Origin of the sequence: Pseudomonas yamanorum, assembly GCF_900105735.1 — a bacterium.
Lineage (GTDB): Bacteria > Pseudomonadota > Gammaproteobacteria > Pseudomonadales > Pseudomonadaceae > Aquipseudomonas > Aquipseudomonas yamanorum.
In genome coordinates this window covers 5703168-5729254 of record NZ_LT629793.1, presented here as the reverse complement: position 1 = coordinate 5729254, position 26087 = coordinate 5703168, and the positions used below count along the sequence as shown (strand labels likewise).

Below are 26087 nucleotides of genomic sequence, written 5' to 3'. Positions count from 1 at the left end.
CATGAACGATCACAACAACAATATCCAGCTGGAAACCGCCATGACCACCACGACCATGACCATGATCCAGGCCTTGCGCTCGGCCATGGATGTGATGCTTGAGCGCGACGACAATGTGGTGGTGTTCGGCCAGGACGTCGGTTACTTCGGCGGCGTGTTCCGTTGCACCGAAGGCTTGCAGAACAAGTACGGCACCTCGCGGGTATTTGACGCACCGATCTCCGAAAGCGGGATCGTCGGCGTGGCGGTCGGCATGGGCGCCTATGGCCTGCGGCCGGTGGCCGAGATTCAGTTTGCCGATTATGTATACCCCGCCACCGACCAGATCATTTCCGAAGCGGCCCGCCTGCGTTACCGCTCGGCCGGCCAGTTCACTGCCCCACTGACCATGCGCATGCCGTGCGGCGGCGGCATCTACGGCGGCCAGACCCACAGCCAGAGTATTGAAGCGGTGTTCACCCAGGTCTGCGGCCTGCGCACGGTGATGCCGTCCAACCCTTACGACGCCAAGGGCCTGCTGATCGCTTCCATCGAAAACGATGACCCGGTGATCTTCCTCGAACCCAAGCGCCTGTATAACGGCCCGTTCGACGGCCACCACGACCGTCCGGTAACCCCGTGGTCGAAGCACCCGCAAGCGCAAGTGCCGGACGGTTACTACACCGTGCCGCTGGACGTGGCCGCCATCGCCCGCCCGGGCAAGGACGTGACCATCCTTACCTACGGCACCACCGTGTATGTGTCGCAAGTCGCCGCTGAAGAAACCGGCATCGATGCTGAAGTCATCGACCTGCGCAGCCTGTGGCCGCTGGACCTGGAAACCATCGTCAACTCCGTGAAGAAAACCCGTCGCTGCGTGATCGTTCACGAAGCCACCCGTACCTGCGGGTTCGGTGCCGAGCTGGTGGCGCTGGTGCAGGAGCATTGCTTCCACTACCTGGAAGCGCCGATCGAGCGCGTCACCGGTTGGGACACCCCCTACCCGCACGCGCAAGAGTGGGCGTATTTCCCTGGCCCGACCCGAGTGGGCGCGGCTTTGCATCGGGTTATGGAGGTCTGAATGGGCACGCACGTTATCAAGATGCCGGACATTGGCGAAGGCATCGCAGAAGTTGAATTGTCGGTATGGCACGTCAAGGTCGGCGACTTGGTGGTAGAAGACCAGGTGCTGGCGGACGTGATGACCGACAAGGCCATGGTGGACATTCCCTCGCCGGTGCACGGCAAGGTGATTTCCCTCGGCGGCGAGCCGGGCGAAGTCATGGCGGTGGGCAGTATTTTGATCAGTATCGAAGTGGAAGGCGCGGGCAATACCAGGGAGTCGGCGTTGTCGGCAGTGGTTGAAGAGGTCGCGCCTGCGCCTGCACCGGCTCCTGCACCGAAAGTCGAAGCCAAGGCCGCGCAGGTGGTTGAAACCAAACCGGCCGCCAAACCTGCGGTGGCGGCTGCGCAAGCGCCCGTGGCCCGCGAGGCCGATGACCGCCCGCTGGCCTCCCCGGCCGTGCGCAAACATGCGCTGGATGCTGGCATCCAGCTACGACTGGTCCAGGGCTCAGGCCCGGCCGGCCGGATTCTGCATGAAGATCTGGACGCTTACTTGCTCCAGGGTCCGGCGCAAAATTCCGGTGCCTCCAACCCGTACGCCGAACGCAACGACGAGCAACAAATCCCGGTGATCGGCATGCGCCGCAAGATCGCCCAGCGCATGCAGGACGCCACCCGGCGTGCCGCGCATTTCAGCTACGTCGAGGAAATCGATGTCACCGCCCTCGACGAGTTGCGCGTGCACCTCAACGAGAAACACGGCGCCACCCGCGGCAAGCTGACCCTGCTGCCGTTCCTGGTGCGGGCCATGGTCGTGGCGCTGCGGGACTACCCGCAGATCAACGCGCGTTATGACGACGAAGCCCAGGTCATCACCCGCCTCGGAGCGGTGCATGTGGGCGTCGCCACCCAGAGTGATGTCGGCCTGATGGTCCCGGTGGTGCGTCACGCCGAAGCCCGCAACCTGTGGGGCACGGCGGAAGAGATCAATCGTCTGGCGAATGCTGCGCGCAATGGCAAGGCCAGTCGCGATGAGCTGTCGGGTTCGAGCATTACCCTGACCAGCCTGGGCGCATTGGGCGGGATCGTCAGCACCCCGGTGCTGAACCTGCCGGAAGTGGCCATCGTCGGCGTCAACCGCATTGTCGAGCGGCCGATGGTGATCAAGGGCCAGATCGTGATCCGCAAGATGATGAACCTCTCCAGCTCCTTCGATCACCGGGTGGTCGATGGCATGGACGCGGCGCAATTCATCCAGGCCATTCGTGGCCTGCTCGAACAACCCGCCAGCCTGTTCCTGGAGTAACCCATGTCTCAAACATTGCACACCACGCTGCTGATTATCGGCGGCGGGCCTGGCGGTTACGTGGCAGCGATTCGCGCCGGCCAACTGGGCATCCCGACCATCCTGGTGGAAGGCCAAGCGTTGGGCGGCACCTGCCTGAATATCGGCTGCATTCCGTCGAAGGCGCTGATTCATGTCGCCGAACAGTTCCAGCAAACCGTGCACCACAGCCAGGGTTCGCCGCTGGGCATCGAAGTCGATGTGCCGACCCTGGACATCGGTAAAAGCGTGGAATGGAAAGACGGCATCGTTGACCGCCTGACCACCGGCGTCGCGGCGCTGCTGAAAAAGCATAAGGTCCAGGTCATTCATGGCTGGGCCAAAGTCGTGGACGGCAAGACCGTCGACGTCGGCGACCAGCGCATCCAGTGTGAACACCTGCTGCTGGCCACCGGCTCGAAAAGCGTCAACCTGCCGATGCTGCCGATTGGCGGGCCGATCATCTCCTCCACCGAAGCCCTGGCGCCAAAACGCATCCCTAAACGCTTGATCGTGGTGGGTGGTGGTTATATCGGCCTGGAGCTGGGGATTGCCTATCGCAAGCTCGGCGCCGAGGTCAGCGTGGTTGAGGCTCAGGACCGGATCCTGCCGGCCTACGACGCCGAACTGACCCAACCGGTGGCCGAATCCCTGAAGCAGTTGGGGGTGAAGGTGTTCCTGAAACACAGCGTCACCGGCTTTGAAAACAACACCCTGCAAGTGCGCGACCCCAGCGGCGAGACGCTGTCGCTGGAAACCGACCAGGTGCTGGTTGCCGTTGGTCGCAAACCCAACACCCAGGGCTGGAACCTTGAAGCCTTGAACCTGGACATGAACGGCTCGGCGATCAAGATCGACAGCCGTTGCCAGACCAGTATGCGCAACGTGTGGGCCATCGGCGACCTCAGCGGTGAGCCGATGCTCGCACACCGCGCCATGGCCCAGGGCGAAATGGTGGCGGAACTGATCAGCGGTAAATCCCGCGAATTCAACCCGGCCGCAATCCCGGCGGTGTGCTTCACCGACCCGGAACTGGTGGTGGTCGGCAAGACCCCGGACGAGGCCAAGGCGGCCGGGCTGGACTGCATCGTGTCGAGCTTCCCGTTCGCCGCCAATGGCCGGGCCATGACCCTGGAGTCGAAAACCGGCTTCGTGCGGGTAGTGGCGCGCCGCGACAATCACCTGATCGTCGGCTGGCAGGCGGTGGGCGTGGGTGTCTCGGAATTGTCCACGGCCTTCGGCCTGAGCCTGGAAATGGGATCACGCCTGGAAGACGTGGCGGGCACCATCCACGCCCACCCGACCCTCGGCGAAGCGGTACAGGAAGCGGCCCTGCGGGCCCTGGGGCATGCATTGCACCTTTGAGACCGCGGTGGCGCCATCGCAGGCAAGCCAGCTCCCACAAGGGATCGGCATTCGACAGGGCAACACGGTCGAATGTGGGAGCCGGGCTTGCCCGCGATGACGGTGGATCGGCCAACCAGGATGTCGAATGGTCCACCTACCCCGCTCCCACACAAGCCAAGAATGAAGTATTGTTGCGCCCATCCAGAAATAAACCATAAGCCTGCCTTCGACCAGGCGGTTGACAAAAGATAGAGGGTGTCATGGGTAACGAAAGCATCAATTGGGACAAGCTGGGTTTTGACTACATCAAGACCGACAAGCGTTTCCTCCAGACCTGGAAGGACGGCGCCTGGCAAGAAGGCACCCTGACCGACGACAACGTGCTGCACATCAGCGAGGGCTCCACCGCCCTGCACTACGGCCAGCAATGCTTTGAAGGCCTCAAGGCCTACCGCTGCAAGGACGGTTCGATCAACCTGTTCCGCCCCGACCAGAACGCCGCGCGCATGCAGCGCAGCTGTGGTCGCCTGCTGATGCCACAAGTGCCAACCGACGCCTTCATCGAAGCCTGTAAAGCAGTAGTCCGTGCCAACGAGCGGTTCATCCCGCCGTACGGCACCGGCGGCGCGCTGTACCTGCGCCCGTTCGTGATCGGCACCGGTGACAACATCGGCGTGCGTACCGCGCCGGAGTTCATCTTCTCGATCTTCTGCATCCCGGTGGGCGCCTACTTCAAGGGCGGCCTGACCCCGCACAACTTCCTGATCTCCGGGTACGACCGTGCCGCACCGAACGGCACCGGCGCAGCCAAGGTCGGTGGCAACTACGCCGCCAGCCTGATGCCTGGTTCCCTGGCGAAAAAAGCCAACTTCGCCGACTGCATCTACCTCGACCCGGCCACCCACTCGAAAATCGAAGAAGTCGGCTCGGCCAACTTCTTCGGGATCACCCACGACAACAAGTTCGTCACCCCGAACTCGCCGTCGGTGTTGCCAGGCATCACCCGCCTGTCGCTGATCGAGCTGGCCAAATCCCGCCTGGGCCTGGAAGTGGTTGAAGGCGACGTGCTGATCGACAAGCTGTCGGATTTCAAGGAAGCCGGTGCCTGCGGTACCGCTGCCGTGATCACCCCGATCGGCGGCATCGAGTACAAAGACAAGCTGCACGTGTTCTACAGCGAAAAAGAAGTCGGCCCGGTCACCCAGAAGCTCTACAAAGAGCTGACCGGCGTGCAGTCCGGCGACGTTGAAGCGCCTGCAGGCTGGATCGTCAAGGTATAAGCAACACTGCAAAACCAAACTGTGGGAGCGGGCTTGCTCGCGAATACGGAGTGTCAGTCGACAGATTTATTGACTGATACACCGCATTCGCGAGCAAGCCCGCTCCCACATTTGATTTCAGTGTTTGGAAAACCGACGTTCAGGCTTTATCCGTCGGGATGTTTTCCAGGATCTTCTTGCCCATGCTGATACGCGGCTCAGCGCCATAACCCAACGCCTCATAAAACCCCATCACCGCATCATTGCCGCTGGTGATCTGCAAGTTGATCTTCATGCAGCCCAACGCAGCCAGCGCCTGCTCCGCATGCCGCACCAGCGAAGCGCCCAGGCCCTGGCGACGGTAATCGTTATGCACCGCCACCGAATACAGCCAGCCGCGATGCCCGTCGTAGCCGGCGAGAATGGTGCCGATCACCGCTTTCTTGTCGGTAGCCACAAAGAACAACCCATCGTTGACCGCCAGCTTCTTGTCGATCGCCAGGCTCGGCAGGTTATGCGCCGCGTCATAACCAAACGCCGCCTGCCACAACGCCACCACCTGCGCCCGATGCGTACGGTCCCGATAGGCGCCGATGGGATGACGGGATGACAACCCCTTCTCCATCACCAGCGTGCGCTCATTGCCATGGTAGACATCGCGCACCGTGTGGAAACCCAGCTTGGTGTAGAACGGCTCGGCCGTGAGCGAAGACGGCACATGCAGCGTCGTCACTCCCGCTTCCCGGGCGCGCAACTCGAGTTCAATCATCAGCAAACGCCCGATGCCCTGCCCTTGCAGCGCCGGATTGACGAACACCGAGCGCACCACATTGCCATCGAGGGCCGCTGTCGCGACGATGACTTTATCTTGCGTCGCCACCAGCACCGTTCGGCGAGCAAGCAACCCCAGGACCGCCTCGGGGGTAAAGTTGCTCGCCACCCGCGCAATCACATCAGCCGGATAATCCCGGGCATTGCTGTCATGCAGGGCCGCCAGAATGACCTGGCTGATGCCCTCGGCATCGGAGGTTTGGGCGAGACGAACTTCAGTGGGCATGGGCACTCCTTAATGACGGACTCAATTCCTGCAGCGCCCCCATACTAATGTGGGAGCTGGCTTGCCTGCGATAGCGGTCTGTCAGTCAACGCTTGATTGGCTGATACACCGCTATCGCAGGCAAGCCAGCTCCCACATTTTGATCTCCACTCACCTCCACAGCCGATTCGGCTGCCCCACCCCACTTTTCAGCTTTCCCGGCTGAGCCGCCCCCTCACTTCAGCCGGGATTCTTCCTTCACACCGCACAAAATAGCTTCACTGCCCAACCCCATGGACCCGTGCACCCATGCAAACCACCAATACCGTCCTGATGATCCGCCCGGCGCACTTCGCCTTCAACCCGGACACCGCGATCAACAACCGCTTCCAGCGCGCGCCCCTCGACCCATTGGCGGCACAGCAGAAAGCGCTGGAAGAGTTCGACGGCTACGTCGACACCCTGCGCCACCACGGCGTGGAGGTGCTGGTGGTACAAGACACCCCCGCTCCCCACACCCCGGATTCGATCTTCCCCAACAACTGGTGGAGCAGCCACGCCGACGGCAGCCTGGTGCTGTACCCGATGGAAGGCCAGAACCGACGACTGGAGCGCGACAAGGGCGTGCTGCAAGTACTGGAGCAGCGCTTCGCAATCAAAAACACCATCGACTTCAGCCACCTCGAACAACAGAACATGTTCCTCGAAGGCACCGGCAGCATGGTCCTCGACCGCCAGCACCGCATCAGCTACGCCTGCCATTCCGGGCGTACTCATCAGGACGCCCTGCGCCAGTTCGCCGAACGCCTGGACTACCAACTCTGCGTATTCCACGCCGTCGACCGCTACCACGCGCCGATCTATCACAGCAACGTGATGATGAGCGTCGGCCGCGACCTCTCCGTGGTGTGCCTGCAAGCCGTGCCCGATGACCGCGAGCGCCAGGCCCTGGAACGCTCCCTGCGGGACACCGGCAAAGACATCGTCGCCCTGGACTTCGACCAGCTGGAAGCCTTCGCCGGCAACATGCTGGAAGTCCATGACCGCGACGGCCAGCCGCTGCTGGTGATGTCGGCCAGCGCCTGGGGCTCGCTCAAGCTCGCCCAGCGCCAGCATGTGGAACGCCACACCCGGCCGGTGGTGGTGAACATCGACAACATCGAACGCATCGGCGGCGGCAGTGCCCGCTGCATGTTGGCCGAAGTGCATCTGCCAACCCGCCCCTCATTTCAATAAGGAGTCTTCCCATGACCCGCTATATCGACGTCAACGACTTGAGCTACCTGGTTTCGCAAAAAGGCCTGCAAACCTGCATCACCGAGATGGCCGAGTACATCCGCGCCGACTACCTGCGCTGGCAGGACTTTGAAAAATGCGCACGCCTGGCCAACCACTCGCCCGAGGGCGTGATCGAGCTGATGCCGGTCTCCGACGCCTCGCTGTACGCCTTCAAATACGTGAACGGCCACCCGAAAAACACCCAGAGCGGCATGCTTACGGTGATGGCCTTCGGTGCCCTCGGCGATGTGGACACCGGCAAACCGGTACTGCTGGCGGAAATGACCCTGACCACCGCGATCCGCACCGCCGCCACCTCGGCCCTGGTAGCGCGCTACCTGGCCCGGGACAACAGCCGCAGCATGGCGTTGATCGGCAACGGCTCCCAGAGCGAATTCCAGGCCCTGGCCTTCCACGCCATGCTGGGTATCAATGAGATCCGCTTGTTCGACATCGACGCCAAGGCCACCGCCAAGCTGGCCGCCAACCTCAAAGCCTTCCCGGCGATCAAGGTGGTCCTGGCGGGCAGCGTCGCCGAAGCCGTAAAAGGTGCCGACATCGTCACCACCGTCACCGCCGACAAAGCCTACGCCACCATCCTCACGGACGAGATGATCGAGCCGGGCATGCACCTTAATGCCGTCGGCGGCGACTGCCCGGGCAAGACCGAGCTGGACCGACGAATCGTCGAGCGTGCCCGTGTGATCGTCGAGTACGAACCCCAAAGCCGCATCGAAGGCGAAATCCAGCACATGCCGGAAGATTCGCCGGTCACCGAGCTGTGGCAAGTGATCAACGGCCAGGCCCCGGGCCGTGAAAATGCGCGCCAGGTCACCCTGTTCGACTCGGTGGGTTTTGCCATCGAAGACTACTCCGCCCTGCGTTACGTGCTGGACGTGGCCAAGGCGCTGGACGTGGGCAGCGAACTGGAACTGGTACCGGACCTGGCCGACCCCAAGGACCTGTTTGCCCGCCTGGCACAAGCACCGGCCGCACAGCAGAAAAAGCGCGCCTGAGATCGCTCTGGCCTGCTGCTTTGCGTGAGCAGCAGGCCGGAAAAACCTCACCGACAAGCCGATTTAGCGGGTGCGACAGCCGTTTCCGCTGTAGCTCGCGTTTTAACAGCACATTCCGCGCGCCTCGGCGGGGGTAAACGACACAAAAAACGCACCATCTTGAAGCATTCTCTCTGACAACAAACAGCCCAATGTGGTTAGGGAGCTTGCTCCCGCTGGAGTGCGTAGCGCTCCCAGGATTTTGGGACCGCTGCGCAGCCCAGCGGGAGCAAGCTCCCTCGCCACAAAAGCCTCTACACCTTAGCGTCCCGTTTTCTACTGCCCTGACATCAATTACAAAATATAGGGAATACACATGACTCCGCTCCGATCACTTTTCGCTGCGCTGCTCCTGCCATTGGCCGCCACCGCTGCCCAGGCTCAGGAATGGAAAGAAATCCGCTTTGGGGTCTTCCCCGAATACCCACCGTTTGAATCCGTTGCCGCCGATGGCAGCCTGCAAGGTTTCGACATTGACCTGGGCAACGCCATCTGCGCCAAGCTTGAAGTCAAATGCGTGTGGGTCCACAACGAATTCGACGGCATGATCCCGGCCCTGCGCGCCCGCAAGTTCGACGCCATCATGTCCTCCATGGCCGTGACCCCGGCCCGCCAGAAAGTCATCGACTTCAGCGACCGCCTGTTCCTCAGCCCGACCTCGGTGATCACCCGCAAAAGCGCTGACTTCGGCGACACCCCGGAATCCCTGAAAGGCAAACAGGTCGGCGTGCTGCAAGGCTCGCTGCAGGAAGCCTACGCCCGTGCACACCTGGCCAAGCTCGGCGCGCAGATCAAGGCTTACCAGTCCCAGGAGCAGAACTACGCCGACCTGCAAAACGGTCGCCTTGACGCCACCCTGACCGACAAGCTCGAAGCCCAGCTCAACTTCCTGTCCAAGCCTGAAGGCGCCGACTTCAAGACCGGCCCGGCCTTCAAGGACCCGACCCTGCCGCTCGACATCGCCATGGGCCTGCGCAAGAACGACAAGGAGTTGGTGGAGCTGATCAACAAAGGCATCGCCGCCGTCCAGGCCGATGGCACCTACGCACAGATCCAGAAGAAATACTTCGGCGATCAGGATATCTACAACGAGTAACGCCTCATGTGGGAGCGAGCTTGTGTGGGAGCAGGCTTGCTCGCGAAAGCGGTGGGTCAGTCACACATGTATTGACTGAAACTCTGTCTTCGCGAGCAAGCCCGCTCCCACACAAGCTCGCTCCCACAGTAAAACTCTGCGCGCCATCGAGATACTTCCCATGAATGAATTCCTCAACTTGCAAGGCTTCGGCCCGTTGCTGGCTCAGGGTGCCTGGATGACGGTCAAGCTGGCGTTCCTGGCGCTGCTGCTGAGCCTGTCCCTGGGACTGATCGCCGCCGCTGCCAAGCTCTCCAGCGTCAAGCTGCTGCGGGTACCGGCCACGCTCTACACCACGCTGATCCGCAGCGTCCCGGACCTGGTGCTGATCCTGCTGATTTTCTACAGCCTGCAACTGTGGCTCAACGACCTGAGTGAAATGCTCGGCTGGGCTTACTTCGAAATCGACCCGTTTACCGCCGGTGTCATCACCCTCGGGTTTATCTACGGTGCGTATTTCACCGAGAACTTTCGCGGGGCAATTCTCAGCGTACCCGCCGGCCAACTGGAAGCCGCCACCGCCTACGGCCTGAGCCGCTGGCAGCGCTTTCGCCTGGTGCTGTTCCCGCAACTGATGCGCTTTGCCCTGCCGGGCCTGGGCAATAACTGGCTGGTGCTGCTCAAGTCCACGGCGCTGGTGTCGATCATCGGCCTGTCGGACCTGGTCAAAGCCGCGCAAAACGCCGGCAAGACCACCAACGACCCGCTGTATTTCCTGATCCTCGCGGGCCTGGTGTACCTGGTGATCACCACCCTCTCCAACCGCATCTTCAAACGCCTGGAACGGCGCTACAACTTGGGCATCAAGGGGATGGCGCGATGATCGAACTGATCCAGCAATACGGCCTGGCCTACCTGTTCACCGACGGCAACGGCTTTTCCGGGGTAGCCATGACCCTGTGGCTGTTCATTATCTCGGTGGTGCTGGGCTTCTTCCTGTCGATCCCGCTGGCGATCGCGCGGGTGTCGGAACACTTCTGGGTTCGCTGGCCGGTGGAGGTCTACACCTACCTGTTTCGCGGCACGCCGCTGTATATCCAGTTGCTGATTTGCTACACCGGCCTCTACGGCCTGGAGGTGGTGCAGGACAACGCCCTGCTCAACCAGTTTTTCCGCAATGCGCTGAACTGCACGCTGCTGGCGTTTGTACTGAATACGTGCGCCTACACCGTGGAAATCTTTGCCGGGGCGATCCGCAACATCCCCCACGGCGAAATCGAAGCTGCCAAGGCCTACGGCCTGCACGGCTGGCGCCTGAACCTGTTTGTGGTGGTGCCCGCCGCACTGCGCCGTGCACTGCCGGCCTACAGCAACGAAATGATCCTGATGCTGCACGCCACCTCCCTGGCGTTCACCGCCACCATCGCCGACATCCTCAAGGTGGCCCGCGACGCCAACGCCGAGACGTTCCTGACGTTCCAGGCCTTCGGCATCGCGGCCCTGTTGTACATGCTGCTGTCCTTTGCACTGGTGGGCCTGTTTCGACTGGCCGAACGTCGCTGGATGCGTTTTCTTGTTCCTACCCGAGGCTAACCCATGAATCAGTCCGCGCAGGCCCTGGCCGCTTATCCCACCGATGTACGCCCTGCCACCCAACCGGTCGCCGTGGCAGAAAACGCCAACGTCAAACTCCAGGTCGAAGGCCTGCACAAACGTTATGGCGAACATGAGGTGCTCAAGGGCGTCTCACTGAACGCGCGCAATGGCGACGTGATCAGCCTGATCGGTGCCAGCGGCTCCGGCAAAAGCACGATGCTGCGCTGCATCAACTTCCTCGAACAGCCGGACGCCGGGGTCATCACCCTCGACGGCATCAGCATCGAAATGCAACCAGGCCGCGCCGGCACGCGGGCGCCGCACCAGGCGCAATTGCAGAACCTGCGCACCCGCCTGGCCATGGTGTTCCAACACTTCAACCTGTGGAGCCACATGACCGTGCTGGAAAACATCACCATGGCCCCGCGCCGGGTGCTCGGCGTAAGCGCCGCCGAGGCGGAAAAACGCGCCCGCCTGTACCTCGACAAGGTCGGCTTGCCGGGCCGGGTGGCGGATCAATATCCGGCCTTCCTCTCCGGTGGCCAGCAACAGCGTGTGGCCATCGCCCGGGCCCTGGCGATGGAACCGGAGATCATTCTGTTCGACGAACCCACCTCGGCCCTCGACCCTGAACTTGTAGGAGAAGTCCTTAAAGTCATACAGACGCTGGCGGAGGAAGGTCGTACCATGCTCATGGTCACCCACGAAATGGGCTTTGCCCGTCAGGTGTCCAGCCAAGTGCTGTTCCTGCACCAGGGCCGCGTCGAGGAGCAAGGCGGAGCCGAAATCCTCGACCAGCCGAACAGCGAACGCTTGCAGCAATTTCTTTCCAACCGATTGAAGTGAACACCACACACCATGGATACCAAGGCCACCGGACCGAACGCCTCACCTGTGCTGGACCGCATCGATGAAGCCATCATCGATGTATTACGGCACCAGGGACGCATCACCTACGAAAAACTCTCGTCGCTGGTGCACCTGACGCCCAGGCCGTGCCTGGAACGGGTGCGCAAGCTGGAGCGACGCGGGGTCATCCGGGGTTATGGGGCGATCATCGACGTGCAGATGGTTTCGCCGGGGCTGTCACTGCTGGTACTGGTGGCCCTCTCCAACCAGAGCGGGCGCTCGGCGCAGAAGGCGTTCGAGGCCTGCGTCAAAGCCTGCCCGCAAGTGTTCGAGTGCCAGTTGATCAGCGGGCCGTTCGACTACAGCCTGCGCATGCGCTGCCGGGACATGGAGCACTATCGGGTGTTGACGGAAACCTGGTTGAACAATGATGAATTGCACATCGATAAGTTGGTGGCGCATCCGGAATTGGCGGTCGTAAAAAACACCGCCACCGAACTGGCCTAATCCTCACTTCCCGAAACACTGAAGATCAAATGTGGGAGCTGGCTTGCCTGCGATAGCATCACCTTGGTGTAACTGAAACACCGAGTTGTCTGCATCGCAGGCAAGCCAGCTCCCACATTAACCATGCCCGCTTGAGATTTTTTTACCCGGCTTGGCCCCAATCATCTTCGCCTGCCCATCCCGCTGCTTGCCCGTACGCGCCTCGCTGATCAACCCTGGAATCAACTTGCCCTCCGGCAGATTCTTCCAGAACCGGCTTGGCAAATGCCCTTCCATCACCTTGGGATTCAACCGCGCCGGGTTAAAGATATGGCTGTAGTACGTCAGCCACATCGCACTGTGGGGATCCTCGACATTTTGCGCCAACGCCTGCCATTCCAACGGGCATTGCCGCCGATGAATCAACTGCTCCCCGTCGTAATAAACCCCGTCCAGCGGCGTCGCGATCATCCAGCGATGACGCCCCATGCGCCCAACAAAATGCTGACTGGCCACCTTCAAGATGTCGTGGGCCGGCTCATGCCACGCCACGTACTCCGGCAACTCCGGCCCCGCCTCTGCCGGCAACGCGATAAACCGCACAAACGCATGCAGGTGATGAGCCTCGCGCTGCACCTGCTTGATCCGTCGCTGCAACTCGCTGCCCAGCTTGTCCCCCGACATCATCGCCGTGCGGTCCCCATAGCTGACGCGCCATAACACCTCATACAACAGGCTCCAGCGCTGTTCACCGTGATAACACGCGGCAGACTCCAGCAGCTCCAGCAGCGCCTTGGGAATCCGCGCCTGGAACGGCCCGCACTCGGCCGGGTACTGCTCGTCCGTGGCAAACAGGTCCGCCACCTCGGCCACGCCCCAACTCACATGGCTGGGATCAATCTGATGGCTGAGCAACCAGCGCGCCTGCTCGCGCCAGGTGCTGAACAGGTTGTCGCATTCCAGGCTGATCATCCCCACAGCCCCATTTGCTGCGGCTGCGGACGGTCGCGCAGTTGTTCGCGCAGCAGCACGCTGGTGCTTTCCGCTTGCTGCGGGTGATAGTCACTGGTGATGAAAAACGGCTTGGCCTTGGCGAGCACACAACGCATGCGCGCCAAATCCTCGAAGCGGATCTTGCGCTGGCGACGCAGGTCCACCAGCCGCTGAGTGGTGCGCAGGCCAATCCCGGGAATGCGCGCGATCAAGGTCGGCTCGGCGCGGTTCAGGTCCAGCGGGAACACCTCGCGGTGCTCCAGGGCCCAGGCCAGTTTCGGGTCGATATCCAGGGCCAGGTCACCCGGCCCTTCAAACAGCTCATTGGCACTGAACCCGTAGCTGCGCAGCAGGAAATCCGCCTGGTACAAGCGGTGCTCGCGCATCAGCGGCGGCGCGGCCAGGGGCACGCTTTTCGGGCTGTTGGGGATCGGGCTGAACGCCGAGTAATACACACGGCGCAGTTTGAAATTGCCGTACAACGCCTCGGCGCTGTGGAGGATAGTGCTGTCGTCGGTGTCATCGGCGCCGACGATCATCTGCGTGCTCTGCCCGGCCGGCGCGAAACGCGGCGCGCGGGGTTCGTTGAGCACGGTCTGTTCACCGGTGTAGATGGTCTGCATCGCCTGCTTGATCGAGACGATCTGCTTCTCCGGCGCCAGGGTTTGCAGGCTCTTGTCCGTCGGCAACTCGATATTCACGCTGAGGCGATCGGCATACCGCCCCGCCTCGGCAATCAGCGCCGGGTCGGCTTCGGGAATGGTCTTGAGGTGGATATAGCCACGGAAGTCATGCTCTTCCCGCAGGAGCTTGGCGACCCGCACCAGCTGCTCCATGGTGTAGTCGGCCGAGCGGATGATGCCGGAGCTGAGAAACAGCCCGCTGACGCAATTGCGCCGGTAGAAATCGAGGGTCAGGGTCACCACCTCCTCCGGGCTGAAGCGTGCACGGGGCACGTCGCTGGAGCGGCGGTTGACGCAGTATTGGCAGTCGTAGAGGCAGAAGTTGGTCAGCAATACCTTGAGCAAGGACACACAGCGACCGTCGGGTGTATAGCTGTGGCAGATGCCCATGCCATCGGTGGAACCCAGCCCCGCCTTGCCTTCCGAGCTGCGCTTGGGCGCGCCGCTGCTGGCGCAGGAAGCGTCGTACTTGGCGGCGTCGGCAAGGATGCTGAGTTTTTCGATCAACTGCATGGGGCTTCTACCGATACTGGTTTTTTGTACAGTATCAGCAGCCACCCCCGCGGTTCAAGTGCAGCCTGTCAGCTGGCGGTGGCCAGCAACAGGTCCTGCACCGAACGGCTCTTGCCGCGGCTGCGGTCGTGCTCGTACAGCGACGCGGCAATCTCGTCGGCACGGATCGGCAGGATCGACAGCAAGGTATCGCTCAAGCCATGGCTGGCCTGGCTGAAGCCCTGCATGTAGATGCCGGCCTTGCAGCGCTCGTCGGTAACAATGCGGTAGTCGCGGCTGACTTCAAAGTCGCCCATATAGTCCGCCAGCGGTGCCAGCAACTGCCGGTGCATCTGGCGCTCGTACCCGGTGGCCAGCACCACGGCGTCGTAGTGATTCAGACTGGTTTCGCCGGTGGCGTTGTTGCGCAACGCCAACTCCACACCCAGTGGCCCGGCCGTGGCTTTTTCCACGGTGGTGAGGGTACGGAACGCGTGACGGGCGATGCCGGAGACTTTCTGGCGGTAGAAGATCCCGTAGATACGCTCGATCAGGTCCAGGTCCACCACCGAGTAATTGGTGTTGTGATACTCGTTGACCAGGCGCTCGCGCTCGCTGCCGTTCTGCTGGAACACCAGGTCGGTGAACTCCGGCGAGAACACTTCGTTGACGAACGGGCTGTCATCGGCAGGCTTGAGGGCCGAGCCGCGCAGGATCATGTCCACCTGCACCGACGGGAAGCTGTCGTTGAGGTCGATAAACGCCTCGGCTGCGCTCTGGCCACCACCGATAATCGCGATGCGCATCGGCTTGCCGTCAACACACGGTTGCTGGGCCATGCGCTCCAGGTACTGGGAGTGATGGAACACCCGCCCGTCATCCTTGAGCGCCTTGAACGACGCCGGAATACGCGGCGTACCACCGGCGCTGACCACCACCGACCGGGTAGTGCGCACATGCTGTTCACCCTGGGCATCCCGGGAAATTACCCGCAGCGCCTCGACCTGCTGCTGATGCAGGATCGGCTCGATGGCCAGCACTTCCTCGCCGTAACGGCTTTGCGCCTGGAACTGCCCGGAGACCCAGCGCAGGTAGTCGTTGTACTCCATGCGGCACGGATAGAAGGTGCCCAGGTTGATGAAGTCCACCAGGCGGCCGTGGGCTTTCAGGTAATTGACGAAAGAATACGGGCTGGTGGGATTGCGCAGGGTCACCAGGTCCTTGAGGAAGGAAATCTGCAATTCACTCTGGGCCACGAGGGTATTGCCGTGCCAGCGGTAGTCGGCCTGCTTGTCGAGGAACAGCACGTCCAGTTTGCCCTGGGCTTTCTCGCGTTCCTGCAGGGCGATGGCCAACGCCAGGTTCGAAGGGCCGAAACCGATACCGATCAAGTCGTGAACGGCGGGCGATGCAATTGCCTGTGTCATTCCAGTGTCCTCTGGATAAGCCCCGTGGCGGTGTGGGGCGGGAAAGCCTCAGAGACCTGAAGGCTAAACAACAGGTCATGTGTTGATAGGAGACGAGGACAATGAAAAAAAATTTAGCTACCGCTGGAATCAGTGCGCATCCCACTCACGCATGCGCACCCGGCAATGCTTCATGGCATTGACGATATGTTTTTCCACCAGCGCGCGGGAAATATTCAGGCGCTCGGCGATTTGCACATGGGACAGCCCCTCCAGCTTGCGCAGCAGGAAGCTGTCGCGGCACAGCACCGGTAGCTCGGCCAGGGCACGCTCGAGCATGTCCAGGCGCTGACCGTGATCGTGGCTGTTATGAGGTGACGTCGTACAGTAACGCTCTTCGCTGTCGAGCACTTCCAGTGGCTCATCCTGGCGCAAGGCGTTGCGCCGGTGACCGTCGATCACCAGATTAAGCGCCGTGCGATACAAAAACGCCCGCGGCTGCTCAATCGGAGTCGTACTGGCACGCGCCAGTACCCGTACATAAGCGTCATGCACCACATCTTCGGCCACCTGACGGTTGCCTAGCTTGGCGTTAAGGAAACACACCAGCTCGCGATAGTAGTTTTCCAACATGACTCCCAACCGCCTGGAGGGCGGTTTGTCGTTACGCCATATCGAACGCCTCGCTGATACGATGGCGGCACGATGATGGCAAGTGCGAAGGTGCGTAATTTATAGTAGTTCTCATATAGATTTAAAGCGCCCCATGGATTTGTCGGAAAGTTTTTCTTGCTGCTATACCTGTAACCCTATGTGTCTTCACTTAAATTCCCATGCCGCTGCACCGTTTAATGGACAGTTTCCCGTGCCTGCCGCCTAAGAGGCAGTTTTGCGCTGCGGCCCTGTTTTGACCGCATCCTGAACCACGGGCCGATTTCCATTGGCCGGAATACTGCATGAAACGTCCCCGACAGACCCGCCGTGCTCTGCTTGTATCGCTTTGCCTGATTCCCGTTGTCGGCTTCACTGCCTGGCAATTCGTTCCGCCGGGCCGGGACAACCTCGCCACCGTTGAAGTCAGTCGAGCCGACATAGAAAGTAGTGTGACAGCCTTGGGCACCCTGCAACCACGACGCTACGTGGATGTCGGGGCGCAAGCGTCCGGGCAGATACAAAAGATCCACGTCGAAGTCGGCAGCGAGGTCAAGGAAGGCCAACTGCTGGTGGAAATCGACCCCTCTACACAAAAAGCCAAACTTGACGCCGGGCGCTTCTCCATAGAGAACCTCAAGGCCCAGTTGCAAGAACAACAAGCCCTGCACGACCTGGCACAGCAGAAATACCGCCGCCAACAGACACTTGCCAACGGGGGTGCGACCCGCGAAGAGGACGTGCAGACCGCCCGTGCCGAGGTGCGCGCCACCCAGGCGCGTATCGCGATGTTTCAGGCGCAGATCCGCCAGGCCCAGGCGAGCTTGCGCAGTGACGAAGCAGAACTGGGCTACACACGCATTTATGCGCCGATGTCCGGCACCGTGGTCGCAGTGGATGCCCGAGAGGGCCAAACCCTCAATGCCCAGCAACAAACGCCGCTGATATTGCGAATCGCCAAGCTATCGCCCATGACGGTCTGGGCCGAGGTCTCCGAGGCCGACATCGGTCACGTCAAACCTGGCATGAACGCTTACTTCACCACCCTGAGCGGCGGCACGCGGCGCTGGAAAAGCTCGGTACGCCAGATACTGCCGGTGCCCCCCAAACCACTGGACCAAAGCAGCAAAGGCGGCGCAAACCCATCAGGCAAAGGCAAGGGCGGCGTGGTGGTGCTGTACACGGTTCTACTGGACGTCGACAACGCTGACCACGCCTTGATGGCAGAGATGACCACCCAAGTGTTCTTTGTCGCCAACGAGGCGCGCAACGTGCTGACCGCTCCCATCGCCGCTCTGCAGGACGGCCAGCAAGCCGATCGGCCACAAGTGCGCGTAGTCGCCAGCGACGGCACGATCCAGACGCGCGAGGTGCGCACCGGCATCAGTGACCGGCTGCGGGTGCAGATTCTCGACGGCTTGAATGACGGCGACCATCTGCTGATCGGTCCTGCTGACGGCGCAGGGGGTTGAATGCGCACGCCTCTGATCGATCTGCGCGACATTCGTAAATCCTATGGTGGTGACGACAGCCCGCTGGTCGAGGTACTCCGGGGGATCGACATGTCGATCCACGCCGGGGAATTCGTCGCCATCGTAGGCGCTTCCGGCTCCGGAAAGTCGACCCTGATGAATATCCTCGGGTGCCTTGATCGGCCCACATCAGGCGACTACCTGTTCGCCGGGGAAAATGTCGCCCAGCTGGACAGCGATGAACTGGCCTGGCTGCGCCGCGAGGCATTTGGGTTCGTGTTTCAGGGCTACCACCTGATCCCCTCGGGCTCTGCCCAGGAAAACGTCGAGATGCCCGCGATCTATGCCGGTACCCCGGTGGCCGAGCGGCATGCCCGAGCCTATGCGCTGCTCGAACGCCTGGGGCTCGGCGAGCGGACTGGCAACCGCCCACACCAACTCTCCGGCGGCCAGCAACAACGGGTTTCGATTGCAAGGGCGCTGATGAACGGCGGCCATATCATTCTCGCCGATGAACCGACGGGGGCCCTCGACAGCCACAGCGGCGCCGAGGTCATGACACTGCTCGATGAACTGGCGAGCCAGGGCCACGTCGTCATCCTGATTACCCACGACCGCGAAGTCGCCGCGCGCGCCAAGCGCATCATCGAGATCCGCGACGGCCTGATCATCAGCGACAGCGCCGCCGACAATCCCGGCGTGCAGCACTCAGCCAACCCAGGCGCCCTTCAGGCCATTGACCTGCGCCGACGCCTGAGCGACGGCAGCGAGGCCAGCGGCGCCTGGAAAGGCGAATTGCTGGACGCGGTCAAAGCCGCGTGGCGGGTGATGTGGATCAACCGCTTCCGCACCGCCCTGACCCTGCTCGGCATCATCATCGGTGTTGCCTCCGTGGTGGTCATGCTGGCGGTGGGTGAAGGCAGCAAGCGTCAGGTCATGGCACAAATGGGCGCGTTCGGCTCGAACATCATTTACCTGGGTGGTTACGCCGCCACCCCGCGCGCACCCGAAGGGCAAGTGACCCTGGACGACGTTGCCGCCCTGGCCACCCTGCCCCAGGTCAAGATGATAATGCCCATCAACGGCCGCGAGACCATGGTGCGTTACGGCAATGTCGACCATGTGATGTACACCGGTGGCAACGGGGTGGATTTTTCGGCCATTTTCAACTGGCCGGTGGTCCAGGGCAGTTTTTTCACCCAGGCCGATGTCGACGCCGGGACCGCGGTGGCAGTGATCGGCAAGAAAGTCCGGGAAAAAGTCCTCAAGGATGTGGCCAACCCCATAGGCCAATACATCTTGATCGAGAACGTGCCATTTCAGGTCGTAGGTGTGCTCGCCGGCAAGGGCGCAAGCTCCGGCGAACAAGACAGCGATGAACGTATTGTGGTGCCCTACTCGGCAGCCAGCTTTCGGTTGTTCGCCACCCACACGCCTGAGTACGTGGTCATCGCCGCCGCCGACGCACGCAATGTCAAACAGACAGAACGAGCCATCGAGCAACTGATGCTGCGCCTGCACGGTGGCAAGCGTGACTTTGAACTGACCAATAATGCCGCGATGATCCAGGCCGAGGCCAGGACCCAGAATACCCTGTCGTTGATGCTAGGCTCGATTGCCGCGATTTCCTTGCTGGTGGGCGGTATCGGGGTGATGAACATCATGCTGATGACGGTACGCGAACGCACGCGTGAAATCGGCATTCGCATGGCCACCGGCGCTCGCCAGCGAGACATCCTGCGCCAGTTCCTGACCGAAGCCGTGATGCTCTCGGTCGTCGGCGGGATAGCCGGCATCGGCCTCGCCTTGCTGGTGGGCGGCATTCTGATTCTCAGCGAGGTAGCGGTGGCCTTCACCGGGCTGGCGGTACTCGGCGCTTTTGCCTGTGCGCTGGTGACCGGCGTTGTCTTCGGCTACATGCCGGCCCGCAAGGCTGCCCGGCTCGACCCAGTAACGGCACTGACCAGTGAATGATCAAACGATGAAAACGCCCCTGCACCTGTTTTCCCTTTGCCTGTTGCTCAGTGCTTGTTCGGCCACAGTGCCGCCAGCGCAGAACGGGGTGCAAGCCCCTGACAATTGGCATTCGCCGAGCACTCAAGGCACGGCCCTGCAGAGCGCCCAATGGTGGACCACTTTTGGTAGCCCGGAACTGGACCGCATCATCGCACAGGCACGCAGCACCAGCTTCGATCTGGCAGCCGCCGTCGCACGCGTTCGCCAAGCCCAGGCTGGTGCGGCCATCGCCGGCGGCCCGCTGCTGCCAGAACTGAAGGGCGCGCTGAATGCCAGCCGCGAAAAACTCCTGCGAGGCAAAGGCTACAGCCAACTCGATGCCACGGATGACAACAAGGCCGTGGACTATTTCGATGCGACCTTAAGCGCCAGCTATGAAGTCGACTTCTGGGGCGGCCGTCGCGCCGCCTTTGACAGCGCTGTGCTGGGCGTGCGCGCCAGCGAATTCGACCGGGTCACCGTGGAGCTGACCCTGCTCGGCAGCGTCGCCGATACGTATGCCCAAACCTTGTCGCTGCGCGAACGCAGCCGAATTGCGGCGCTTAACCTGGCCAATGCACAAGCCGTCCTGAAGCTGGTGCAGACTCGACATGACGCCGGGAGCGCCACCACCCTTGAGTTGGCGCAACAGAAAAGCCTGGTAGCCGCCCAACAACGCCAACTGCCACTGGTACAGCAACAAGCTGAGGGGGCCCTGATCACCCTGGCCGCCCTGCTCGGCCAACCGGTGCAAAACCTGACGCTGGAAAGCAAAGACCTCAATCAACTGAACTGGCCGAGCATCGGTGCCGGCCTGCCCAGTGAACTACTCAGTCGCCGCCCGGACATTGCCCGGGCCGAAGCCCAGCTCGCCGCGGCCCAGGCTGATGTTACCGTCGCCCGGGCAGCCATGCTGCCCACCGTGACCTTAAGCGCAAACCTCGGCTCGGGCGCCAGCACCGCCTCAGACATCCTGCGCAGCCCTTTCTATAACCTGACAGCCGGGCTGGTGGCGCCAATCTTCAACAACGGACGCCTGAGCGCTGAGCGCGACAAGGCCAGCGCCCGTCAGGAAGAGCTGCTTTACAACTATCGCGGGGCGATCATCAACGGCTTTGCCGATGTCGAACGCGCACTGACCGACATTCGCGGTATCGACCAGCAGCGACAATGGCAACAGGAAGAACTGAACCAGGCGCAGATCGCCTTCGATATTGCCCAGAACCGCTACCAGGCGGGCGCGGAGGACTTGCTGACCGTGCTTGAGACCCAACGCACGCTTTACGCAGCCCAGGACCTCAATGTGCAACTGCGCTTATCCCGCGTGCAAGCCAGCATCGGGCTGTACAAAGCCTTGGGGGGTGGGTGGACGGTACCGACGGAGCTGAGCAGCAACCGTTAGTACCGGAGGATCATCGGGTGGGATCCGCGCGCCCACCCTGTGCAGATCAGAGCAACCGCTGCGTGAGCTTCAGGTGCCGGGCGTACCAGGGTCGTTTCGGAACACGCTTGAACAGGTTCCCCAGGTTTTTTTCATCACCAAAGGTAATGCGCAGCGCGAGCTTCATGGTCTCTGGGTCCATTTCCATCGACTTGCCGGCCTGCAGGCCCGGTGTCGTACTGCAACCATGGGTCACCGGGCCCAGCCACGGATCACCCACGTCAACCCAACGTCCCTGGGCAAACCACGGCACGCCATTGACTTCCATCCGCGTAACTTCCCCGGGGTGAAAGCGCTCGTGGGCGCGGAACCAGTCTTCCACACGATCATCAATCCAGCCGTGGAAATGCCAGAACACCGGGCTGACATGGGATGAAAACGGGTCGCCGAGAAAATCGTTCTCAGGCCGGAACCAGCGCGCGGAAAAGTCCGCCGGATCACGTGCCATCGGTACCGGCGCACCATTGGAAGGATCACGGGGTACCGACGCCCAGCGCATGTGTAACCAGTCGTGCAAGCCCAGTTCAATTTCCGAACCAAACTGCCCAAGGCTCAATGTCGAAAGATAACGAGGGTCCCGATACTGCGACTCCCAGACCTGGAAGTTACTGTGATAGGTCTCGGCGGCTTTGATGTCGCTGACCCACTGGGTGTATTCATCATCACCCTCGGCCATCCAGGTCGGCGGCAAGGCAAAGCCATCATGGTTGTCGAAATACCGCGCAAAGCCCTGGCGATCACGCTCCAGCTCGGGCTGAGGCATCGGAAAACTCGGCCACGACGGGAGATCCTGCATTGATCTCGCGGTAGTGAGCATGTGCCGATGCATGAAAAAAAAGTCGACGCCTGATCCGTTGCGATCCTTGCGTGGACCACGGGCGTCACGCTCCTGGTCGCGTGGACCAGGCTGCCAGCCGATGCCTCGAAGGGCACCGCGCTTTTCTTCGGACAAGGTATGCCACTTGTCCCGCGAGGCATGCCACAACTGATGGAATAGCCGATGCTCCGGAGCGATCAGCCATGCCAGCAACGTCGGATTCAGGCCAATACGCTCGCGAGCTTCGGGGAATGTGCGCTTGATGGCGATAAAACGGTTCTCGCTCTCCGCAAGCATCAGTGGACGATGCAGGTCCATTATCACGCCGCTGAGGGTGCCGCTGCCGGCATTGCCGAAATCGGCCCAGACTTCGTCCAGGGTCACAATGAACTCATAGTCCGGCACGCCCCCGGCGCTGTCGCGATTGACCAGGCGCCAGCGAACCTGCGCCGGGTTTGCCGGCACCAGGTCGCCAACCACCCGATAGCGCGGCTGAGCGTCGGCCCGCAAGCCCTGCGCAGTGTCGAGAAAACCGCGCAAGCCACGACCACGATGCGCGACATCGAGAAACAGCTGTAAACCGTCAAGGGGCAAGCCGGCCAGGCCCGCATCGCGCCCTTCGAATCGAACGTCCCAGACCCCCCTCAGGTTGTTGGCAAGCTGCTGCCCCGCAAGCGTCGCCAGATCGACGGTGGCCTCACCTGGCGTGATCGGCTCGTCCACGCGCGTAAGCTCACGATGCCCGTAATAAGCTGCAGGAACGGCGGCACCGGTCAGCGCCAGGCCCGCGAGGAACCATCGTCGAGAAATCGTCATTGCCCTACCTGTTAACCATCAAGCGTGTCAGCCATGAAGCCGGCTTTATCCAAGCTAGAACGTTTGTTGCACGGCAAAATTTAGCGCCACCGTGACCGCGTGTTGGGGAGCCTAAATTTCCATCGCCCCGACTCGTTCTTCCCAGATAGCAAAGGCCCCGGTGCCTGCACTTCGAAGGCGAACCTGACTGAGATGGCAATGAAAAAACCTCGTTCGAAAAAGGCTCTCTACCTAGGCCTGCCCCTGGCATTGGCCGTGACCGCCGCTGCCGGCTTTTTCGTCTGGGACTACGGGTTCAGGAACAACCCCGGGTACCCTGTCAAAGTCATGAAGCAAGCCGATGAGCTGCAAGACCGGATCATTTCGTTCGATAGCCACATCACTTTACCGGTGACATTCGGCACCGCAGGAAATGAAGCCGATAAAGACGGCGGCGATCAGTTCGACCTGATCAAGGCCGCACGCGGACGCCTGTCGGGAGCCGCCTTGACGATCTTTGGCTGGCCGGAAATCTGGAACGGCCCCAACGCGCCGCACAAGCCCACCGCCGGCTTCGTCGACGGCGCGCGCAACGAACAGGAAGTACGCTACAAAATCATCAGCGCCATGGTGCGCGACTTCCCCGAGCGGGTCGGCATTGCCTACACACCCGACGATTTCCGCCGCCTGCATGGCGAGGGCAAGTTTGCGATCTTCATCAGCATGCTCAACGCCTACCCACTGGGCAACGACCTGAACCAGCTGGACCTGTGGACCGCCCGGGGCATGCGCATGTTCGGCTTCAGCTATATCGGCAACAACGAATGGGCCGATTCCTCGCGACCACTGCCATTTTTCAACGACTCGCCGGACGCCCTGGACGGCCTCTCCGAGATCGGGAAACAGGCAGTCAAGCGCCTCAACGACCTGGGTGTGATCATCGACGTGTCGCAAATGTCCACCAAGGCCCTGGTTCAGGTGAGCCAACTGAGCCGGGCACCGATGGTTGCCTCGCACTCGGCACCACGGGGCATCGTCGACATCCCGCGCAACCTCAGCGACAAGGAACTGCAACTGATCAAGAACAGTGGTGGCGTGGTCCAGGTAGTTGCCTTTCCGGCCTACCTCAAGCCGCTGAGCCAGGGCACCCAGGACAAGCTCAATACCCTTCGCGCCAAGTTCGACCTGCCACCCCTGCCCAACCTCGCCATGGCCTTGATGCCCGGTGACCCGGTAATTGCCGTGTGGCCCGAGCAGCGCTTTGGCGCATACGCAAAAGGCTTGTACTCGACCCTGGATGACGAGCCGCTGGCAACCCTCAAGGACTTCGCTGACGCCATCGACTACACCGTGAAGAAAATCGGCATCGACCACGTCGGCATCAGCTCGGACTTCAACGACGGTGGCGGCCTCAAAGGTTTCAAGGACGTCAGCGAGATCCGCAATGTCACCGCCGAACTGATCCAGCGCGGTTACTCCGAGGCCGATATCGCCAAGCTCTGGGGCGGCAACTTCCTGCGAGTATGGGGCCAGGTACAAGCCCTGGCGGCCAAACCCGGGCAAGCGTCCAACCCAGCGACCCAACCATGAATTCGCAACCAGGAAAACCCGCCGTGGACGATCGAAGAAGTTTCCTCAAGAAAGCCGGCCTGCTGGCCGCCGGACTGCAATTGCAGGGCTGCGTCTCGGCAACTGCCAGAACGGACGGGGCCGCCGCCATAACCGGTAGCACTCGCCCGGCAACCCCGGACGACTGGCAGCAGGTACGGGGTCAGTTCAACATCGATACCGATTGGACTCACCTCGCCGGTTTCCTGATCACTTCGCACCCTCGTATGGTGCGCGATGATATTGCCGCCCACCGGGACCGCATCGACCGCAACCCCGCCGAAGAGATGGACTACCTCAACATCTGGCGCCACGAAGATGACTCCCGGGCCTGGGCGGCGCGCTATCTGGGAGTCCAGACACCTCAGATCGCGTTGACCGGCAGCACCACCGAGGGCATCGGCCTGATCTACAACGGCCTGGTGATCCACCCTGGCCAGGAGGTACTGACCAGCGAGCACGAACACTACGCCACCAAGGGCGCCCTGAGTTTTCGCGCCGAACGGGACGGCACCCGAATCAAGACCATCCGCCTGTTCAAGGACCCGCACACCGTCACCGCCGACGAAGTGCTGGACACGCTCTCGCGCAATATCAGCGCCAAGACCCGAGTGCTGGCCATGACCTGGGTGCACTCGGGCAGCGGGATAAAAATGCCCATTGCCGAGATCGGCAAACTGGTGGATGAGCGCAACCGCTCGCGCGGCGAAAAAGACCGGATTATCTTCTGCGTCGACGGTGTCCATGGCTTTGGCGTGGAGAACGTCAACTTTGCCGACCTTAATTGCGACTACTTCATGGCCGGCACCCACAAGTGGATATTCGGCCCTCGCGGCACCGGTATCATCTGCTCGCGCAACCCGCAGGTGCAGGACCTGATCCCGACCTTTGAAAGCTTCTCGGCCAGCGAAGACTTCGGCACCACCATGACACCCGGCGGATACCATGCCTTCGAGCATCAGTGGGCGTTGCGCAAGGCGTTCGAATTCCACCTGCAATTGGGCAAGGATCGGGTCGCCACGCGTATCCATCAGCTCAACAGCGAGCTCAAGGAACATCTGCAGCAAGTTCGCGGGGTGCAACTGGTGACACCGGCAAGCACCGAGCTGTCAGCCGGATTCACCTTTTTCAGGGTCAAGGACGTGGCACCGGAAACCGTCGCGCACTACCTCAAGGCCAACAAAGTGATCGCCGACGCCACGGATCGCGATGTCGGCCCATTGGTGCGCACAGCGCCAGGCCTGCTCAATGACAGCGCACAGTTGCAACGTGTCGCACGACTGCTGGCCGAGGCGCCGTTCAATCGGAAGACGGCATAAGTCCAGAGCCCGGCCTACGGCGCAGCAGCTCGCGCATCAACCCGCCTGCTGCGCTAAATTTTACCT

At 61.7% G+C, this 26087-nt stretch carries 22 protein-coding genes; 16 read left to right on the top strand and 6 right to left on the bottom strand.

The genetic code is table 11. From position 1 onward, the window contains the following. Position 1 precedes the first annotated feature (1 nt). From BLU46_RS26920 to BLU46_RS26905, 4 genes are all read left to right on the top strand, one after another. Positions 2 to 1060: an alpha-ketoacid dehydrogenase subunit beta gene (locus BLU46_RS26920; RefSeq protein ID WP_010166768.1), complete on the top strand. Its 1059-nt coding sequence runs from the start codon at positions 2 to 4 to the stop codon at positions 1058 to 1060. Next, positions 1061 to 2350, top strand: a complete 1290-nt coding sequence (locus BLU46_RS26915) for a dihydrolipoamide acetyltransferase family protein (RefSeq protein ID WP_093207914.1) — start codon at positions 1061 to 1063, stop codon at positions 2348 to 2350. A gap of 3 nt (positions 2351 to 2353) precedes the next feature. Further along, positions 2354 to 3733 carry a dihydrolipoyl dehydrogenase gene (lpdA, locus tag BLU46_RS26910; protein ID WP_093207912.1) on the top strand — a complete coding sequence of 460 codons (1380 nt, stop codon included), beginning with the start codon at positions 2354 to 2356 and terminating at the stop codon, positions 3731 to 3733. A 242-nt stretch (positions 3734 to 3975) separates the two neighbouring features. Continuing rightward, the gene (locus tag BLU46_RS26905; protein WP_093207909.1) at positions 3976 to 4995 is read left to right on the top strand and encodes a branched-chain amino acid aminotransferase; all 1020 of its coding nucleotides are present in this window, start codon (positions 3976 to 3978) and stop codon (positions 4993 to 4995) included. A gap of 139 nt (positions 4996 to 5134) precedes the next feature. On the opposite strand, the gene BLU46_RS26900 is transcribed toward BLU46_RS26905, so the two are convergent. After that, entirely contained in the window at positions 5135 to 6031 is an 897-nt protein-coding gene (locus tag BLU46_RS26900; protein ID WP_093207907.1) for a GNAT family acetyltransferase, read from the bottom strand. Between the two features lie 288 nt (positions 6032 to 6319). On the opposite strand from BLU46_RS26900, the gene ctlX reads away from it, so the two are divergent. The 7 genes from ctlX (at position 6320) to BLU46_RS26865 (ending at position 12370) form a co-directional block, all read left to right on the top strand. Next, positions 6320 to 7246, top strand: a complete 927-nt coding sequence (gene ctlX / locus BLU46_RS26895; protein WP_093207904.1) for a citrulline utilization hydrolase CtlX — start codon at positions 6320 to 6322, stop codon at positions 7244 to 7246. 11 nt (positions 7247 to 7257) lie between these two features. Beyond that, on the top strand, positions 7258 to 8304 hold the full coding sequence (locus BLU46_RS26890) for an ornithine cyclodeaminase (protein ID WP_063028540.1): 1047 nt from the start codon (positions 7258 to 7260) through the stop codon (positions 8302 to 8304). 355 nt (positions 8305 to 8659) lie between these two features. Continuing rightward, complete coding sequence (locus BLU46_RS26885; RefSeq protein ID WP_063028538.1) at positions 8660 to 9439, top strand: ABC transporter substrate-binding protein; 780 nt, start codon at positions 8660 to 8662, stop codon at positions 9437 to 9439. Between the two features lie 160 nt (positions 9440 to 9599). Then, entirely contained in the window at positions 9600 to 10301 is a 702-nt protein-coding gene (locus tag BLU46_RS26880) for an ABC transporter permease (protein WP_093207901.1), read from the top strand. Beyond that, entirely contained in the window at positions 10298 to 11011 is a 714-nt protein-coding gene (locus tag BLU46_RS26875) for an ABC transporter permease (RefSeq protein ID WP_063028534.1), read from the top strand. Before BLU46_RS26880 ends, BLU46_RS26875 begins: the two co-directional genes overlap by 4 nt. 3 nt (positions 11012 to 11014) lie before the next feature. Continuing rightward, the gene (locus tag BLU46_RS26870; protein ID WP_207198363.1) at positions 11015 to 11860 is read left to right on the top strand and encodes an ABC transporter ATP-binding protein; all 846 of its coding nucleotides are present in this window, start codon (positions 11015 to 11017) and stop codon (positions 11858 to 11860) included. Between the two features lie 12 nt (positions 11861 to 11872). After that, a complete protein-coding gene (locus BLU46_RS26865; RefSeq protein ID WP_003208571.1) occupies positions 11873 to 12370 on the top strand; it encodes an Lrp/AsnC family transcriptional regulator in 498 nt (165 codons plus the stop codon). Positions 12371 to 12487: 117 nt separating this feature from the next. On the opposite strand, the gene BLU46_RS26860 is transcribed toward BLU46_RS26865, so the two are convergent. From BLU46_RS26860 to BLU46_RS26845, 4 genes are all read right to left on the bottom strand, one after another. Beyond that, positions 12488 to 13321 (bottom strand): TIGR03915 family putative DNA repair protein, encoded by an 834-nt coding sequence (locus BLU46_RS26860; RefSeq protein ID WP_093207898.1) that lies wholly within the window; start codon positions 13319 to 13321, stop codon positions 12488 to 12490. Beyond that, the gene (locus BLU46_RS26855; RefSeq protein ID WP_017476886.1) at positions 13318 to 14538 is read right to left on the bottom strand and encodes a putative DNA modification/repair radical SAM protein; all 1221 of its coding nucleotides are present in this window, start codon (positions 14536 to 14538) and stop codon (positions 13318 to 13320) included. Before BLU46_RS26855 ends, BLU46_RS26860 begins: the two co-directional genes overlap by 4 nt. A 68-nt stretch (positions 14539 to 14606) precedes the next feature. Next, positions 14607 to 15944, bottom strand: a complete 1338-nt coding sequence (locus BLU46_RS26850) for a lysine N(6)-hydroxylase/L-ornithine N(5)-oxygenase family protein (protein WP_063028530.1) — start codon at positions 15942 to 15944, stop codon at positions 14607 to 14609. A gap of 129 nt (positions 15945 to 16073) precedes the next feature. Further along, positions 16074 to 16556 (bottom strand): sigma-70 family RNA polymerase sigma factor, encoded by a 483-nt coding sequence (locus BLU46_RS26845; RefSeq protein ID WP_093207894.1) that lies wholly within the window; start codon positions 16554 to 16556, stop codon positions 16074 to 16076. Between the two features lie 323 nt (positions 16557 to 16879). Here BLU46_RS26845 and BLU46_RS26840 point away from each other — a divergent pair, with 323 nt between their 5' ends. From BLU46_RS26840 to BLU46_RS26830, 3 genes are read left to right on the top strand one after another with little or no spacing between them, the layout of a single operon-like run. Next, positions 16880 to 18046 carry an efflux RND transporter periplasmic adaptor subunit gene (locus BLU46_RS26840; protein WP_063028526.1) on the top strand — a complete coding sequence of 389 codons (1167 nt, stop codon included), beginning with the start codon at positions 16880 to 16882 and terminating at the stop codon, positions 18044 to 18046. Continuing rightward, the gene (locus tag BLU46_RS26835; protein WP_093207892.1) at positions 18047 to 20020 is read left to right on the top strand and encodes a MacB family efflux pump subunit; all 1974 of its coding nucleotides are present in this window, start codon (positions 18047 to 18049) and stop codon (positions 20018 to 20020) included. It abuts the gene before it with no gap. 7 nt (positions 20021 to 20027) lie between these two features. After that, positions 20028 to 21443: an efflux transporter outer membrane subunit gene (locus BLU46_RS26830; protein ID WP_093207889.1), complete on the top strand. Its 1416-nt coding sequence runs from the start codon at positions 20028 to 20030 to the stop codon at positions 21441 to 21443. A 46-nt stretch (positions 21444 to 21489) separates the two neighbouring features. Here BLU46_RS26830 and pvdP read toward each other — a convergent pair whose 3' ends face one another. Further along, positions 21490 to 23115, bottom strand: coding sequence for a pyoverdine maturation tyrosinase PvdP (pvdP, locus tag BLU46_RS26825; RefSeq protein ID WP_063028520.1), 1626 nt, complete (start codon positions 23113 to 23115; stop codon positions 21490 to 21492). 198 nt (positions 23116 to 23313) lie between these two features. On the opposite strand from pvdP, the gene pvdM reads away from it, so the two are divergent. Next, a complete protein-coding gene (gene pvdM / locus BLU46_RS26820) occupies positions 23314 to 24684 on the top strand; it encodes a pyoverdine-tailoring dipeptidase-like protein PvdM (protein ID WP_093207886.1) in 1371 nt (456 codons plus the stop codon). A gap of 23 nt (positions 24685 to 24707) precedes the next feature. Continuing rightward, positions 24708 to 26021, top strand: coding sequence for a pyoverdine-tailoring periplasmic protein PvdN (gene pvdN / locus BLU46_RS26815; protein WP_093207883.1), 1314 nt, complete (start codon positions 24708 to 24710; stop codon positions 26019 to 26021). Positions 26022 to 26087 lie beyond the last annotated feature (66 nt).

Coding starts and splice junctions, on each gene's coding strand:
- BLU46_RS26920 (WP_010166768.1), top strand. CDS start 2: ATGAACGATCACAACAACAATATCCAGCTGGAAACCGCCATGACCACC.
- BLU46_RS26915 (WP_093207914.1), top strand. CDS start 1,061: ATGGGCACGCACGTTATCAAGATGCCGGACATTGGCGAAGGCATCGCA.
- lpdA (WP_093207912.1), top strand. CDS start 2,354: ATGTCTCAAACATTGCACACCACGCTGCTGATTATCGGCGGCGGGCCT.
- BLU46_RS26905 (WP_093207909.1), top strand. CDS start 3,976: ATGGGTAACGAAAGCATCAATTGGGACAAGCTGGGTTTTGACTACATC.
- BLU46_RS26900 (WP_093207907.1), bottom strand. CDS start 6,031: ATGCCCACTGAAGTTCGTCTCGCCCAAACCTCCGATGCCGAGGGCATC.
- ctlX (WP_093207904.1), top strand. CDS start 6,320: ATGCAAACCACCAATACCGTCCTGATGATCCGCCCGGCGCACTTCGCC.
- BLU46_RS26890 (WP_063028540.1), top strand. CDS start 7,258: ATGACCCGCTATATCGACGTCAACGACTTGAGCTACCTGGTTTCGCAA.
- BLU46_RS26885 (WP_063028538.1), top strand. CDS start 8,660: ATGACTCCGCTCCGATCACTTTTCGCTGCGCTGCTCCTGCCATTGGCC.
- BLU46_RS26880 (WP_093207901.1), top strand. CDS start 9,600: ATGAATGAATTCCTCAACTTGCAAGGCTTCGGCCCGTTGCTGGCTCAG.
- BLU46_RS26875 (WP_063028534.1), top strand. CDS start 10,298: ATGATCGAACTGATCCAGCAATACGGCCTGGCCTACCTGTTCACCGAC.
- BLU46_RS26870 (WP_207198363.1), top strand. CDS start 11,015: ATGAATCAGTCCGCGCAGGCCCTGGCCGCTTATCCCACCGATGTACGC.
- BLU46_RS26865 (WP_003208571.1), top strand. CDS start 11,873: ATGGATACCAAGGCCACCGGACCGAACGCCTCACCTGTGCTGGACCGC.
- BLU46_RS26860 (WP_093207898.1), bottom strand. CDS start 13,321: ATGATCAGCCTGGAATGCGACAACCTGTTCAGCACCTGGCGCGAGCAG.
- BLU46_RS26855 (WP_017476886.1), bottom strand. CDS start 14,538: ATGCAGTTGATCGAAAAACTCAGCATCCTTGCCGACGCCGCCAAGTAC.
- BLU46_RS26850 (WP_063028530.1), bottom strand. CDS start 15,944: ATGACACAGGCAATTGCATCGCCCGCCGTTCACGACTTGATCGGTATC.
- BLU46_RS26845 (WP_093207894.1), bottom strand. CDS start 16,556: ATGTTGGAAAACTACTATCGCGAGCTGGTGTGTTTCCTTAACGCCAAG.
- BLU46_RS26840 (WP_063028526.1), top strand. CDS start 16,880: ATGAAACGTCCCCGACAGACCCGCCGTGCTCTGCTTGTATCGCTTTGC.
- BLU46_RS26835 (WP_093207892.1), top strand. CDS start 18,047: ATGCGCACGCCTCTGATCGATCTGCGCGACATTCGTAAATCCTATGGT.
- BLU46_RS26830 (WP_093207889.1), top strand. CDS start 20,028: ATGAAAACGCCCCTGCACCTGTTTTCCCTTTGCCTGTTGCTCAGTGCT.
- pvdP (WP_063028520.1), bottom strand. CDS start 23,115: ATGACGATTTCTCGACGATGGTTCCTCGCGGGCCTGGCGCTGACCGGT.
- pvdM (WP_093207886.1), top strand. CDS start 23,314: ATGAAAAAACCTCGTTCGAAAAAGGCTCTCTACCTAGGCCTGCCCCTG.